The 15,014-nt window shown below is 31.4% G+C and carries 16 protein-coding genes and 1 pseudogene; 16 read left to right on the forward strand and 1 reads right to left on the reverse strand.

All coding sequences use genetic code 11. The features are described from left to right. The first annotated feature begins 19 nt into the window (after positions 1-19). From RCG18_RS13170 to RCG18_RS13220, 11 genes are all read left to right on the forward strand, one after another. Positions 20-685, forward strand: a complete 666-nt coding sequence (locus tag RCG18_RS13170; protein ID WP_308041718.1) for a DUF3786 domain-containing protein — start codon at positions 20-22, stop codon at positions 683-685. A 96-nt stretch (positions 686-781) separates the two neighbouring features. Then, complete coding sequence (locus RCG18_RS13175; RefSeq protein ID WP_308041719.1) at positions 782-1,336, forward strand: hypothetical protein; 555 nt, start codon at positions 782-784, stop codon at positions 1,334-1,336. 191 nt (positions 1,337-1,527) lie between these two features. Then, positions 1,528-2,433 (forward strand): MBL fold metallo-hydrolase, encoded by a 906-nt coding sequence (locus tag RCG18_RS13180; RefSeq protein WP_308041720.1) that lies wholly within the window; start codon positions 1,528-1,530, stop codon positions 2,431-2,433. 30 nt (positions 2,434-2,463) lie between these two features. Continuing rightward, positions 2,464-2,598 carry a hypothetical protein gene (locus tag RCG18_RS13185; protein ID WP_308042137.1) on the forward strand — a complete coding sequence of 45 codons (135 nt, stop codon included), beginning with the start codon at positions 2,464-2,466 and terminating at the stop codon, positions 2,596-2,598. Positions 2,599-2,664: 66 nt separating this feature from the next. Continuing rightward, complete coding sequence (locus tag RCG18_RS13190) at positions 2,665-3,084, forward strand: pyridoxamine 5'-phosphate oxidase family protein (protein WP_308041721.1); 420 nt, start codon at positions 2,665-2,667, stop codon at positions 3,082-3,084. A gap of 268 nt (positions 3,085-3,352) precedes the next feature. Beyond that, positions 3,353-4,150, forward strand: coding sequence for a lipid II flippase Amj family protein (locus RCG18_RS13195; RefSeq protein WP_308041722.1), 798 nt, complete (start codon positions 3,353-3,355; stop codon positions 4,148-4,150). A gap of 401 nt (positions 4,151-4,551) precedes the next feature. Continuing rightward, positions 4,552-5,058 (forward strand): GNAT family N-acetyltransferase, encoded by a 507-nt coding sequence (locus RCG18_RS13200; RefSeq protein WP_308041723.1) that lies wholly within the window; start codon positions 4,552-4,554, stop codon positions 5,056-5,058. Between the two features lie 42 nt (positions 5,059-5,100). After that, on the forward strand, positions 5,101-6,021 hold the full coding sequence (locus tag RCG18_RS13205) for an AEC family transporter (protein WP_308041724.1): 921 nt from the start codon (positions 5,101-5,103) through the stop codon (positions 6,019-6,021). Positions 6,022-6,147: 126 nt separating this feature from the next. Next, positions 6,148-8,478, forward strand: a complete 2,331-nt coding sequence (locus tag RCG18_RS13210) for a xanthine dehydrogenase family protein molybdopterin-binding subunit (RefSeq protein WP_308041725.1) — start codon at positions 6,148-6,150, stop codon at positions 8,476-8,478. Then, a complete protein-coding gene (locus RCG18_RS13215) occupies positions 8,478-9,317 on the forward strand; it encodes an FAD binding domain-containing protein (RefSeq protein ID WP_308041726.1) in 840 nt (279 codons plus the stop codon). The genes RCG18_RS13210 and RCG18_RS13215 overlap by 1 nt, the downstream gene beginning before the upstream one ends. Continuing rightward, positions 9,314-9,787 carry a 2Fe-2S iron-sulfur cluster-binding protein gene (locus RCG18_RS13220; RefSeq protein WP_308041727.1) on the forward strand — a complete coding sequence of 158 codons (474 nt, stop codon included), beginning with the start codon at positions 9,314-9,316 and terminating at the stop codon, positions 9,785-9,787. Before RCG18_RS13215 ends, RCG18_RS13220 begins: the two co-directional genes overlap by 4 nt. A gap of 55 nt (positions 9,788-9,842) precedes the next feature. On the opposite strand, the gene RCG18_RS13225 is transcribed toward RCG18_RS13220, so the two are convergent. Further along, positions 9,843-10,298, reverse strand: a complete 456-nt coding sequence (locus RCG18_RS13225; protein WP_308041728.1) for a CBS domain-containing protein — start codon at positions 10,296-10,298, stop codon at positions 9,843-9,845. Between the two features lie 240 nt (positions 10,299-10,538). Here RCG18_RS13225 and RCG18_RS13230 point away from each other — a divergent pair, with 240 nt between their 5' ends. The 5 genes and pseudogenes from RCG18_RS13230 to RCG18_RS13250 all read left to right on the forward strand — a co-directional run bounded on the left by RCG18_RS13230 (position 10,539) and on the right by RCG18_RS13250 (position 14,997). Next, positions 10,539-10,976 carry a MarR family transcriptional regulator gene (locus RCG18_RS13230; RefSeq protein WP_308041729.1) on the forward strand — a complete coding sequence of 146 codons (438 nt, stop codon included), beginning with the start codon at positions 10,539-10,541 and terminating at the stop codon, positions 10,974-10,976. A 294-nt stretch (positions 10,977-11,270) separates the two neighbouring features. Beyond that, a pseudogene (locus RCG18_RS13235) lies at positions 11,271-11,995 on the forward strand (AraC family transcriptional regulator). Between the two features lie 147 nt (positions 11,996-12,142). Next, on the forward strand, positions 12,143-12,472 hold the full coding sequence (locus tag RCG18_RS13240; protein WP_308041730.1) for a tRNA-binding protein: 330 nt from the start codon (positions 12,143-12,145) through the stop codon (positions 12,470-12,472). Between the two features lie 197 nt (positions 12,473-12,669). Continuing rightward, entirely contained in the window at positions 12,670-13,809 is a 1,140-nt protein-coding gene (locus RCG18_RS13245; RefSeq protein WP_308041731.1) for an aldo/keto reductase, read from the forward strand. A 318-nt stretch (positions 13,810-14,127) separates the two neighbouring features. Then, positions 14,128-14,997 carry a methionyl aminopeptidase gene (locus RCG18_RS13250; protein WP_308041732.1) on the forward strand — a complete coding sequence of 290 codons (870 nt, stop codon included), beginning with the start codon at positions 14,128-14,130 and terminating at the stop codon, positions 14,995-14,997. The last annotated feature ends 17 nt before the right edge of the window (positions 14,998-15,014 follow it).

Consider the following 15,014-nt stretch of genomic DNA (forward strand, 5'->3'; position numbering starts at 1 on the left):
CAATAAGGGGGATATTTTTATGAGGGAAAGTAAAATAAATAATTACAATCTTTGCTATGAAAATTTATGTACAGAATTTCACAAATATAATCCAGAAGAAATTGCTAGGAGAAGTGGTGCTTACTACGATTCTGAAAAACAACAACTTACTTTAATTTATTTCAATAGAGAATATTTTATTTCTTATCCAAAGGGAACTGTTACATTAAAAGATGATGCACAAGAAAGTTTCTCTAAAGGTGATAATAGAAAGATAATTGATAAAACGATAATTCTCAGCTATCTTTATCGATGTACTAAGAGCAATTTAGCAAACAAATGGGTACCCTTCAGAGAATTGGAGGGAGTTGGTCATGCTTATGACGGCTTTGCTCTTCAGGGGATAAATAAATTAGCAAAGTTTTTTGGAAACAAAGGAGAGCTTTTTTTAAAAACCGGTCTTAAACTAGGCGGAAAAAAATTCACCTCTGGAGATGTAGGCTTAGAAATTAACATATTACCTAATGTTCCTATGGCCTTTATTTTATGGCTAGCAGATGACGAATTTGAAGCAGAAGCTGCTATTCTTTATGATTATTCAGCTACGAAAGAACTTCATGTAGAAGACTTAGCTGGATTATGTTCTATGGCAGCTGATGAGTTAATTGGAGCCGCTAAGAAAATACTTGAAATGGAGGAGTTATAAACAAATATGAATTCAGAAGAAAATTATAAATTATATTTAAATTTATTATAAGGAGTAATTTATGAAAAGAAGGTGACTTTTATTGTTTTTACAATAATGATTATTTTATTATTTTTAGTGGTTAAATTTAATCATGATGCGAAAACAATAAAAGAAGCAATTACCACTCCTGGGTCAAAACCAATAAGTATTATCTATGAAGAAAAAACGGATAAAGGAAGCATAGTATTCTTTAGTCATTTAGGAGAGGATAGTTTATCAACTGCTTTTGTAAAAAAAGGTATAGGTGGTTATAAGACTATTTATAGTGGTGTTGAAGGAGATATAAAATATGTATCAAATAAATTTGGAGTATCTCATCAGTACTTTCCTAACATAGAGAAGACTTCGCTTCCAATATACTTTGGAGTAATTGGAAATCAAGACATTGCTCAAGTAAAAGTTGTAGAAAAGAAAAGAAATATTGAAGCGCAAGCAAAAATTATTAATGCTACCAACATAAGAATATGGCTTGTATTTATGAGTAAATTTGAGGGTTCAGACTTTGAAATTATTGGGCTTTCAGCAGATGGTAAGGAGTTAACCAAAATAGACGGTAATATTTCACCCTATTATGCAGAACAGAAACCATTTAAAAGTCCTTATAAATAATTGCTATAATTAAGTTTAAAATATTTTTATATGACGAATTATCAATAAATCATATGCTGCATAGGTTACATATAGTCTATTTACATGATGAGTAAATAGACTATATGTATAAGCATATACACTAGATATAGAAAGGAAGTGAGCATTTAGTGTTTTTGTGTACTTGTAGTACACCTCACTAAAGATAATACATGGAGATAAAAAAGATAAAAGGAAATACATTTTGTATTGATACTGGAATGACATATATACCTTTTTATAAAATTAATGATGAAGAAATTATTATGTTGGATTCGGGTTGGGCAAAAGGAGAAAGAAAAGGAATAGATGAGCTTTTAAAAATAAACAACTTTAAAGTAGTTGGCATAATATGCAGCCATGCTCATATAGACCATATAGGAAATAACACATATTTAAAGGAAAAATATAACTGTGTTATTGCTATGCCAGCCTATGAAGCCTTTGTTTGCAGTTCTACAGTAAATCTGAAGCTTTATTACAGCAGTCAAACATTATCTGAGGTTACAGAGCATTTTGGACATATGGTTTGTGAAACAGATATTAAGATCTTGCCGAATCAAGATCAAATATATGTGTGCGGTATTAAATTTAAAATTCTTCATACTCCGGGACACAGCCCTGCCCATATATGCATTACTACTCCTGACGATGTTGCATATTTAGGAGATGCTCTCATAAGCTATGAAGTTATGGAAGGGGCTAAAATGCCTTACGCTTATATATTGAGAGAGGATTTAAAAAGTAAGACAAAGCTTTACGATTTAAAATGCAGTAAATACATAGTAGCACACAAAGGTATGTATGATGATATTATAAAACTTATAAACGATAATATAGAGTTTTATAAAAATAGAGCGGCAAGAGTATATGATGTTATAGATGGAACTATGACAATGGAAGATATTTTTAAGGCTGTTATTAAAAAATTCAATATTCATGTAAACAACAGATATAGATATACGGTCATAGAGAGAATGTTAAGGTCTTATGTTGAATATTTGAATGAAATAGGCGCTATAGAATTAAATATAGATGATGGATTTCTTAAATATTCAAAAGCTTTTAGATTAAAGTAAAGAATAGTTACATTTTGTGAGGTGAATGGATTGAAAATAAGAGAAGAATACACATGTCCATTAGAACTGACACATGATATTACAATTATGCAGCATATAGGCATTGAACTAATGAAGGAAAATGGAATGGAAGATGTACTAAAGGCAAAAGGCTTTATTGATTAGTTAACTTTTTAGTTAATTTCTCTATATAAGCTTATAAAATAAGTAGATGCACAAAGGGGGATAAATATGAGAAATGCAGAGAGAACCATAGGGAATTTAATTGATAAGGCAGGTGTTTCTTTTATTGGATCTATAGATGGTGAAGGATTTCCCAATATGAAAGCCATGTTGCAGCCGCGAAAAAGAGAAGGAATTAAGCATATTTATTTTACTACCAATACTTCGTCTATGAGAGTAAGTCAATACAGAGAAGAGTCAAAAGCAAGTGTGTATTTTTTTGATAAACGTTTTTTTAGAGGTGTTATGTTAAAAGGTACTATGGAGGTTCTTGAAGATAGTGAATCTAAAGAAATGATTTGGCATGAAGGTGATACAATGTACTATCCTTTAGGGGTAACTGATCCTGATTATTGTGTTTTAAAATTCACAGCACATAGTGGACGATTTTATAGTAATTTTAAATCAGAAAATTTTGATGTGAGATAAAATCCAGTTCAAATAAATTTGATATTATCGCATAACAAAAAACTAAAGCTAGAATTTTAGTTCTTATGAATTTAAAGTTTTAGCTTAATTTGTTTTGTGTGAAGTAATGTTATGTTAAAATTATAGTTAATATGAGATTTTAACTTTACTTAGCAATTAGTAATTAGGAGGAGAATGAAATTTGTATGCTTATTAGTAACAGTTGAAGATATGGATGTTTGAAGAAAAATACCTGATTTGAGGACATAGATTACAAAGGAGAAATTAAATGATTTTAGAGGTAAGTTTGTTAGAAAAATTAATTTTTCTAACAATAATTATTCATATAATTGATACTTTAGCTTATTCCGTTAGATTAAACTCTGTAAAAAGTGGGAACTTTGCATTATCACTTTCATTATTTAATCTGATAGTGTTAATTTCAAGAACAGCTAATATGCTTCAAGGGCCATTAATTGGAACAATGATTGATGACAGTATAAATATTAAATATAATCCCATTAATGAGGTTAGATATGTTATTTTAGCAACAACAGTTGGAACATTAATAGGTATTGCACTTATACCTACATTTTTAAGGGTATTCTCAAAGTTAGTTTCAGAGCTTGAGGAAACCGGCTCTATACCTAGTTTAGTTGTGCAATCTTTAAGTATAGCTAATATAAAACGTGTTGCAAAGAATGCAGTAATGCCGCGAAAAAATATGATTAGTGACTTAAGATACAAAAATATACCTAAGAAACTATTATTATTGAATGCATTAATTACAGGTATATATACAGTTGGAGTATTAGCTGCGTATTATGCATCAATTTATGCTCCGGGTAAGAGATTAGCTATAGCAGCATCATCGGGAATGATTAATGGGATTGCAAGCATATTATTAACTATTTTTATTGATCCTAAAGCAGCAATAATAACAGATGAAGCATTTAGAGGAAAAAGAGAATATGGGGATGTAAAAACCTTAGTTATAATGCTAATAGGAACAAAGCTAATAGGAACATTGATAGGGCAGTTATTGCTAATTCCCTCTGCAAAATTTATAGTTCATTTCTACAAATAAAAGAATATATACGTAAAAGGAGATGTAGCAGCGTGTATTTAGTTAGTTCATGTCTAGCTTAGATTTTCGAAGATTTAATTTACAAAATACCGAATTATTCAGAAGTGAATTTTTCGGTATTTTTAGTTACAAATAAATGAAGATAATTTATTTACTAAGTAAGACATATAGGATTATTTTAGTAGAAAAGATAGAATAAAAGCATTTGCTGTGCTAGTAAAATAATTTTAATAACATAGTTGAATATTCAACTATATTATGTTATTATAAATATAATCTAGTTGAAAGTTCAACCTTATTTGTGAGAGGTGATGATAGGCTAAAGATTTTGGTATCTATATTTTAGGAGAAGATGTTAAAAATAACTGGAAAGAAATAAAGAATTTTTAGGAGTGATTATTATGATGAGAAAAGCAGTTATAGCGGATATAAAAAATGTTATGGAAATTATAAAGGAAACTATTGTTGAGATGCATTCTTACGGAAACTATCAGTGGGATGAAAACTACCCTCAAGAAAAAGACTTTCTAAATGACATTCAGAAAGGCGATCTATTTGTGACAGAAAGAGAAGGCGAACTAGTAGGGTTTGTATGTATTAATAAAGTAGAGCCAGTTGAATATAATGGATTAAATTGGTCATTAAATGATGATGCTATGGTTGTTCATAGAATGGCTGTCAACCCAGCTTATAGAAAAAATGGAGTTGGTACAGAACTTATGAAATTTGCTGATGAATTAGCTTTAAAAAATAATATAAAATACTTAAAAACAGACACCTATTCATTAAATTCAAAAATGAACAGACTATTTCAAAAATGTGGGTACAAACTTGTTGGAGAAATGAGTTTTTTAGGAAAAGAAAAACCATTCTATTGTTACGAAAAAGTATTAAATGAATCTAAATAGCTTATAGCTTAATAAGTTTATATTTTGAAAGGCGCTCATAAATTGAATAGTTATTTTAGTGTTATAAATCAAGTTGGAATTTTATCATTGATAATGGGGGTTGGTCTTTTAGCAAAACGAAAGAACTTAATTAATGATGAACTAAGTAGAGGATTATCAGCAATATTGGTTAATATTGCACTACCATCGTTAGTTATAGGAGCTTTTATCGTAAATTTTTCCTATGAGCTATTGGACAATATGATAAGAATTTTTACTATATCTATCCTGTTTCATATTGTTATCATATTATTTAGCAAGATTATCTTAAAAAAATATAGCATGGATAAGCAAAAAATATTGAAATTTATGTTTATATTTCCTAATAGCGGAGCAATGGGAATGCCTCTAGTATACAGCTTGTATGGAAAAATAGGAGTTCTTTATTTATCAATTTTTTTAATCCCTTATCAAATACTCTTTTGGACCTATGGTGAAGGCCTCTTCTCCAATGAAAAAGAAAATATTAATATAAGAAAGTATTTAAATAATCCCAATATAATTGCTGTAGCAATCGGTCTATTTATATTTATCTTTTCTATAAAGATTCCTTTTATAGCGAAAGAAGCACTTGGAGACATAGGCGCCATTACTATGCCTTTATCTATGATGATAATTGGGGAAAAAATCGGTTCTTTAGAGTTTAAAGAAATTATAATGGATAAGGATGTTTATTTCTGTTCATTTATTAGGCTTATAGTTGCTCCAATTTTAATGTTTATCATAATAAGCTTTTTTAATGGAATACCTTTAATCAAAAATATCTGTATAGCAGCAGAGGTAATTCCAACAGCTACAGTTTCAGTGTTATTTTGTGAAAAGTATAATGGAAATGCTAATTTAGCATCAAAGTGTATTTTGGCTACTCATATTCTATCAATAATTACTATACCAGTGATGCTTATGTTTCTTCGATTTAGCTAAACACTAATGTAAATGCTCTCTATAGGAGGGCATTTATTTTTTTATAAGAACAAGGTTAAATTCATAATAACTCATAATAATAAATATATTATAAAAGTAAATAAATATTATTCCAAGGAGTAGTCCATGCATAATTTAAATGTGATTGGAAAAAGTGTGCCAAGGAAAGAGTCCTTAGATAAAGTAACAGGTGCTGCAAGATATACTGATGATTATGATATTCCAGGACTTTTACATGCTAGGATGGTAACAAGTCCTTATGCTCATGCAAAAATAAAGTCTATTGAATATGTAAATGCACTAAAAGCTTCTGGAGTTAGGGCAGTGTTGACGGGTCAATATTTTCCTCAGCTTATAGGATCTACTATTGTTGATAGACCTCCTATTGCTATAGATAAAGTGAGATATAATGGTGAACCTGTGGCGGTAGTGGTAGCTGATAATGAAGCAGAAGCTGAAAAAGCAGCTCAATTGATAAAAGTAGAATACGAAGCTTTACCAGTGGTGAACTCTCCCCGCGAGGCGATCAGAAAAGATGCGCCCTTGGTTCACGAAAAACTTGGTCAATATATGATTATAGATGAAGCTTTTCCAGAGGCCAATACAAACATTGCCAGTCGAACTAAGATAAGAAAAGGTGATATTAAAAAGGGCTGGGCTAAAAGTGAAGTAACAGTTGAGGCAAGCTTTTCTTTTCCACCTTCTGATCATGCTGCTATGGAAACAAGGTCTGTAAGAGCAGAAATATTACCAGATGGGAAAGTTATCATATATTCTGCGTCTCAAGCACCCTTTGTCATAAAAAAGCTCATAAGTTATTTCTTTAAAGTTGATCCTGGCAAGGTTATTGTTAATGTGCCTTTAGTAGGTGGAGCTTATGGAGGTAAAACAGCTGTACAGCTAGAGTTTATTGCCTATTTATGCTCAAAGGCTGCTGGAGGGAGACAAGTTAAACTTACTAATACTAGAGAAGAAGATCTGATTACATCTCCAGTTCATATAGGTCTTGATGCAAAAATTAAGCTGGGATGCACAAAAGCTGGTAAACTCACTGCAGCAGAAATAACCTATTTATTTGATGGAGGTGCATACTCGGATAGAGCAGTAATTATAAGCAGGGCAGCAGGTGTAGACTGTACAGGACCTTACAGTATCGAAAATGTATGGTGCGATTCCTTGTGCTTATATACAAATCATCCCTATGCTTCAGCTTTTAGAGGCTTTGGACATCCAGAGCTCACCTTTCCAATAGAAAGAACAATGGATATACTAGCTAATAAGCTTGGAATGGATCCTTTAGAATTAAGGTTAAGAAATGCAATTATACCAGGAGATACTAGCCCTACTCAAACTTTATTAAATAAGAGTAATCTAGGGAATCTACTAAAGTGTATACAAAGGCTGACTGAACTAATACATTGGGAAGAAGGAAAACTAGTTGAAACTAAGGATGGTAAAGTGAGAGCTAAAGGTATAAGCTGCTTCTGGAAAAATTCAAATACAGCCTTAAATGCAGGAGGAGGAGCTATTCTTACATTTAATCCGGATGGAAGCATTAATCTTATTTGTGGTGCAGTTGAACTAGGGCAGGGAACTAAAACAGCTTTAGCACAGATACTAGCAGAAAAAATGAAAATGGATGTAGATCAAATCCATGTAGTGATGGAAGTTAATACTCAGACAGCCCCAGACCACTGGAAGACAGCTGCAAGCAGGAGTATTTTGCTGGTTGGTAGGGCTGTTTTGAGAGCGGCTGAGGATGCCATTAATCAACTATCTAGAATTGGATCTATTGCTTTAAGATGTTCGCCAGATGAATTAGAGGTTGGTGGAGGAAGAGTATTTTTAAGAGATAATCCTGAAATGGGAATAGAAATAAATAAAATCGCATTTGGTTATACCTATCCTAACGGGAATTCAGTTGGAGGTCAGGTTATTGGAAGAGGAAGCTACGTTTTAAAGCATTTAACAACTTTAGATCCTGAAACTGGCAAATGTAATCCTGGCCCAGAATGGACTGTTGGTGCAGCGGCTGTAGAAGTAGAGTTCGATAAAAAAGAATATACCTACAAAATTATAAAGGCAGCTTGCGTCGTGGATGCAGGTAAAGTTATTAATGCTGAAGCCGCAAAAGGACAGATTTCTGGTGGTATGAACCTAGGATTGAGTTTTGCTAGTAGAGAATCATTTTTATTTACAGATAAAGGTATTATTCAAAATAAGCAGTTAAGAACATATAAAATATTGAGGTTTGGAGAAAATCCGGAGTATCTTGTAGATTTTATAGAAACTCCACAAATAGATGCACCCTATGGTGCAAGAGGAATTGGAGAATATGGTGTAATTGGAATGCCAGCAGCGCTTGCAAATAGCCTATCTAATGCGGCGCAAACACCTCTTAATCAACTGCCGTTAATTCCTGAGTTCATATGGAAAACTAAAGAGGGGGGCAAATAATGATTCCAATTAATTTTGAATATTATAAACCTGATTCATTAGATGAGGCTGTGAAGCTATATGGAAAGCTCAGTGAGAGTAATAAGAACCCTTTATATTATTCAGGTGGTACGGAAATAATCACTATGGCAAGAAGAAATGATATATCTACAAAGGCAGTGATAGACATTAAAGGAATACCTGAGTGTAATGTATTTGAAACAAGAAATAATCAGATGGTAATAGGAGCTGCAGTTACACTTACTCGTATTTCTGAGAATAAATCAATTCCAGTTCTAAGCAAGACAGCAAATTTTCCGGCAGATCATACAGCACGTAATACGATAACTGTAGGCGGAAATATTTGTGGAAGAATTATATACAAGGAGGCAATTTTAGGTCATTTAATTGCAGATAGCAATGTAATTATTTATGGAGAAAAAGGCAAAAGAATAGTTTCAATAAATAAGGCTTTTAATCAGAGGCTTCAACTAGAAAAAGGAGAATTTCTTTTTCAATTGACAACAGACATGAGATATGCCAAATTGCCTTATATATCTGTGAAGAGGACTAAAATGGAAAAAATAGATTATCCTTTAATTAGTATGGCTGCACTTAAAAAAAATAATAATATACAAATGGCATTTAGCGGAGTTTGCGCTTTTCCATTTAGATCTATTAAGATGGAGGAGGATATAAATAATAAAAATATTTCAAGGGAGAAAAGAATAGAACAGGCAATAAGCCATGTACCTGCACCTATATTTGGCAATATTCAGGGGTCTTCTGAATATAAAAAGTTCGTACTCAGAAATTTACTAAATTATACTCTGGAAAAGTTGGAAGGTGAATGGCGATGATATCATATATTGAAGCGGCAAGAATAGAGCTTGACATTAATGGCGAAAAGAGAAGTTTGATTGTAAGGCCAGCAGATACTTTACTTAGAGTGCTTAGAGAACAGTTAGGATTAACTGGAGCAAAAGCTGGATGTGAAAATGGTGATTGTGGTACATGCACTGTGCTTTTAGACGGATTACCTGTTAAATCATGTATTATGCTAGCTGTTGAAGCTGTCGGACATAAAGTAACTACCATTGAAGGCTTAAAGGAAGATCCTATTCAAAAAGCTTTTATAAATAAATGGGGATTCCAGTGTGGGTATTGTACTCCAGGTTTTATAATGAACTGTTACGGACTAATAACCACTCATCCCAATGCAGATGATGAAACTATTGAAGAATGGCTTCAATCAAATATTTGCAGATGTACTGGATATGAAGAGATTAGAGAAGCTGTAAAATCAGTATTGTTATTAAGCAAAAAATGAGAGTTATGCATAATTTAAGTTAATGCCCTTTATAATAGGGCATTTATTTTTTATATTAAAGTATAGATTTAAAGCAATGCCTAATGACATCTCCACGGCTGATTATTCCAATTAATACTCCGTTATGTTCAACTGGCAGCTTTTTTATATGTCTTTTGGCTAAAATAGCAGCAATACTTTCAATATCTTCATCTTGAGAAACTTTAATAACTTTCTTTTGTGCGATGCTAAGAATATTTAAATCTAAAATTTTTTGTACTCTATCCTCAAATTCTTCATCATCACCTTTTATAACGGCAACATAATAGAAAAAATCAGCTACCAAATTTTCATGTTTGCCAATATATCGCATGATATCTCCATCGCTTACATAAGCAATGATTTCATTTTTTTCATTTACCACAGGAAGTCCACTAATGCGGTGATTAATAAATTTTTTAATGACAGCTCGCACTGTGTCACTTTCCCTCACTGTATAGACTTGAGTGATCATAATTTCATGAGCTTTCATAATTATTCTCCTATCAAACATAATTAAAAATAAGATAATGTTATAAGAAATCAATTTGTTTTTGATTCTTTATAACAAGTTGTATAATACAACTATATAGTTTTATTATACAACTTATCATAATAATGTCAATAATATTCTAAATTATCAAACTATTTACGTTGAAGCTATAAATTTTAAAATGCTTATTCTTGTGTTAAAATAAGTGCTATAAGATATATAAAGTGAGGTAATAAAGACATGGATGAACAGTCTTTGGAAACCATTGAAATTGAATTAGCAGTGCTACTTCGCCACCTATCGCTAATTGCAACCTATAAAAAAATCGGTAATCTTGATAGATCTGCCTATCTCTTGTTACATCAAATAATATCTAATGGAGCTACTGGAGTCAAGACTCTAGCTGATGAACTACATTTGGATACTTCTACAATAAGCAGACAAGCGACAGTTTTAGAACAAAAAGGATATGTATATAGGATACCTGATACAGTAGATAGAAGAGCTTACTCACTTCAAATAACGGATTTCGGTGTAAAGGAATTTAACGAATACAAGCAGTTACGATTGGAAAAGGTGGCAGAGCTTTTAAGGAATTGGTCTGATAAAGAATGTAAAGTATTTGCGAAACTTTTAAAGAAATATAATCATTCTCTTATTGATATATTGGATAATTGATCTAAATATAAATTAAGTTGAAGTAGTATAGTAATTTAAATTAAAATCTATTATTATATTAGGCGAGGAAGTGAATAATGTGAAAATATTCGTAATGCATGGAAGTCAAAGGAATGGCAACATAGAAAAAACTATATATTCCATTGAAAACAAAAGCATTGTTTAGCATATTTAGAAACCTTATGAATAGCTATACAGATGATCATAAAGATAAAGAATATTGGAGATATAAAGGTTGGTTACAAGGGAAAAAGCCCTGGCAAGATTGTGAGATTAAGTAAGGTGGTGATTTAATTGAAAGGCATTGATTGTGAACGTAGAACATATAAAGATATATCTACTACTCATGCCCATGTATATGCGCAGCTAATATTACCACTTCATGGAGTTCTTAATATTCAAACTGACTGCCGAGCTTTTGAATTAGATGAACAACACTTGTTCCTTGTTCCTGCAGAATGTATGCATACGTTTAGATCTAAACAAAGTAATGAGTTTTTAGTTTTAGATATATCTAACTATATGTTTAATGATAAACATTTTAATATATCTCAAGAAGGCGTTGAGTGTTTTTTGGATGAAAAGTGGAAAGCTATAAGATTCTTAATACTAAGCGAATTAAATAGCAATGAAAACAAAAATCAAGCGTTAACCAGGTTGTTTCATTATTTTTATCCAATGCTTTTAAAAGAGAAAACACCTTCTTCTATCAAGTATATACATGAACATTTTAATGAAAATATAAATTTAAATACATTAGCAAGTATAGAACACTATAATATTAGTTACTATATAGTGAATGGTTTAAAAAAAACAAAGGAATTTCCCCAATTGAATATATACAAAAACTGAGAATGCAAAGAGCAAAAGAACTTCTTTTAAATACAGATTTAAATATTATAAGTATTGCACATGAAGTAGGATACAATCATCATTCTTCTTTTACAAGAATCTTTAAGACATGCGAAAAAATGTCACCAGCAATATACAGAACAAAAAACCAAAAAACAGATAAATAATAACTTGATTTATGAAAAGTAATTTTTAAAAATATTAGGTAAAATAAAGACATAAAATAAATGAACTTATGATATAGATATCCCAATTCGGTGATTAGCTTATTAATTGAGATATGATATCTATAGATAGTGTGGAGGAGTGATAAAATGCCTAGTATTGATGACTTTAATAAATTAGATATAAGGGTAGGGGAAATTATTAAGGTAGAAGTTTTCGAGAATGCGAGAAAACCTGCATATAAACTTTGGTTAGACTTTGGGCCAGAGATAGGAATTAAGAAGTCTAGCGCACAAATTACTAAATGCTATGAAGTTAATGAACTAATTGGTAAACAGGTTCTAGGAGTTGTTAACTTTCCGCCAAGACAGATTGCAGACTTTATGTCAGAGGTTTTAGTTTTAGGGGTATATGCTGAACAAGGAGTTGTACTGGTTCAGCCAAATCAAAAAGTAAATAAAGGAGATAAATTAGGATAAAATTATAAAAATAATTAAAAGGATGTAAGCTAATTGTTAGGCCTACATCTTTTTTTATTTTTTTGAGGCTTATTAAAAAAGTTCTTGACTTTGTATATACTTAAAGGTGTAATATTATGAATATATTGGAAAATAAAACAATATTAATACTATGAGCTATAAACAGAGTTCACTATTTATCTAATGGAGGGGTTATTATGTTATATAGAAAATTTGGAAAAACTAATGAGATGGTTTCAATCTTGGGATTTGGATGTATGAGACTACCCATTCTTCCAGGAGGAGATCCATCTAAAATTGATAAGGAAAAAGCGATAAAGCTAGTTCGCAGCGCAATTGATGAAGGAGTAAACTATATAGATACTGCTTATCCTTATCATGGGACAGGCATGGATAAAGCCGGAGAAAGTGAGCCTTTTGTAGCAAAAGTATTGAAGGATGGCTATAGAGAAAAAGTGAAAATAGCTACAAAACTTCCTAGTTGGTTGATAAAGTCAAAGGAAGATATGAATAAATACTTAAATGAGCAACTAAAGAGACTTGAAACAGATTCAATAGATTTTTATTTAGTTCATGCTCTTAACAGTAAAGTGTGGGATACATTAAAAGAAGCTGGTATTGACAAGTTTTTAGATGAAGCTATAAAGGACGGGAGAATAAAACATGCAGGTTTTTCTTTCCATGATAAGCTAGAAGTGTTTAAAGAAATAGTGGATTATTATGATTGGTCATTTTGTCAAATACAATATAATTATTTAGATGATAATTATCAAGCTGGAAGTGAAGGGTTAAAGTATGCTGCAGGAAAAGGATTAGGAGTTGCAATTATGGAGCCTCTCAGAGGAGGAAAGCTTGTTAATAATCTTCCAGAGGAAGCTAAAGTAGCTTTCAAAGAAGAGAATCAAAAAAGATCAGCAGCAGAATGGGCTTTAAAATGGGTATGGAATCACCCAGAAGTATCTGTTGTTCTAAGTGGTATGAATACAATGGAACAAGTTATAGAAAATATAAAAGCAGCAAGTGAAACGAAAGCAAATTCGTTGACCAAGAAGGAATTAGATACGATTGATCAGGTTAAGAATATTATTAAAGGAAAGATGAAAGTTAATTGTACAGCTTGTGAATACTGTATGCCATGCTCAGCAGGTGTAAATATCCCTATGTGCTTCGAAATTTATAATAATTACTACATGTTTGGTAAAAAAGAATTTTACAACTGGCTTGAACCTAAGGAAAAAGCATCAAGCTGCGTAGAGTGTGGTAAATGTGAAAGTCATTGTCCTCAAAGTATTTCAATTCGAAAAGAATTAAAAAATGTTAAAGAATTGTTTGAATAGAATCAAAAACTAGTTCTTATAAAGAACTGTTTTGAACGTTACATCAAGAATAATTTTTTATGAATAAGAAAAAGCTAGTAATCAATATAACAGGCAAAGTGGTATCAGTAATGGTATCACTTTTACTTTTTATAAGTATAATGATAGAATGTAAGGTAAAGATAAAAGGTATTATTTGTTAAAACCTAAATTATAAAAGATATCTTATTAGTTAATTGTATTGAAATGGGAAACAAAAATGAATAGCTTGAATATTGATATTAAAGAGCACTTTATCGAAAGAGGTTTATAAATAAATTAGATTAAGGAGAATATAAAATGAATTTAAATAGAAATGATGAATGTTGGTGTGGAAGTGGACTAAAATATAAAAAGTGCCATTTGGATTTTGACGAAAAGCTAGAGAAATTAAAACGACAGGGATATAAAGTACCATCAAGAGATATTATTAAAAATAAGAAGCAAATCGAAGGAATAAGAAAAAGCGCTGAAATTAATAACGGTGTTCTAGATTTAATTAGTAACAATATTAGAGAGGGTATGAGTACAGAGGAAATTAATGAGTTAGCTCACAATTACACAGTGGCTAGAGGGGGAATACCAGCTACCCTTAATTATAATGGTTTTCCAAAGAGCATTTGTACATCAATTAACGATGAAGTGTGCCATGGTATACCAAGTGAGAATGTAATTCTTAAGAGTGGAGATATCATAAATATTGATGCATCTACTATATTTAATGGATACTACTCAGATGCATCTAGAATGTTTACAATTGGCAATGTAAGTGAAGATGCTAGAAAACTAGTCGAGGTAACTAAAGAATGTCTATACAAGGGAATAGAAGCAGTTAGACCTTGGGGATTTCTAGGTGATATAGGAGCGGCTATACAAGAACATGCAGAAACTAATGGATATTCAGTAGTTAGGGATTTTGGAGGACATGGAACTGGACTCAAGTTTCAGGAAGAGCCTTTTGTTTATCACTATGGCAATAGAGGAAAGGGAATGATACTAGTACCAGGCATGGTGATTACTATTGAACCTATGATAAATGCAGGCAGTCATAAAGTATTTATAGATGCTGATGATGACTGGACAGTATTTACAGAAGATGGGTCACTTTCAGCACAATGGGAACATACAATTTTAGTAACTGAAGATGGTATAGAAATAATATCAAAGTAATATAGAGGTACTAGATT

Source organism: Clostridium sp. OS1-26 (assembly GCF_030915445.1).
Taxonomy (GTDB): Bacteria; Bacillota; Clostridia; order Clostridiales; family Clostridiaceae; genus Clostridium_AM.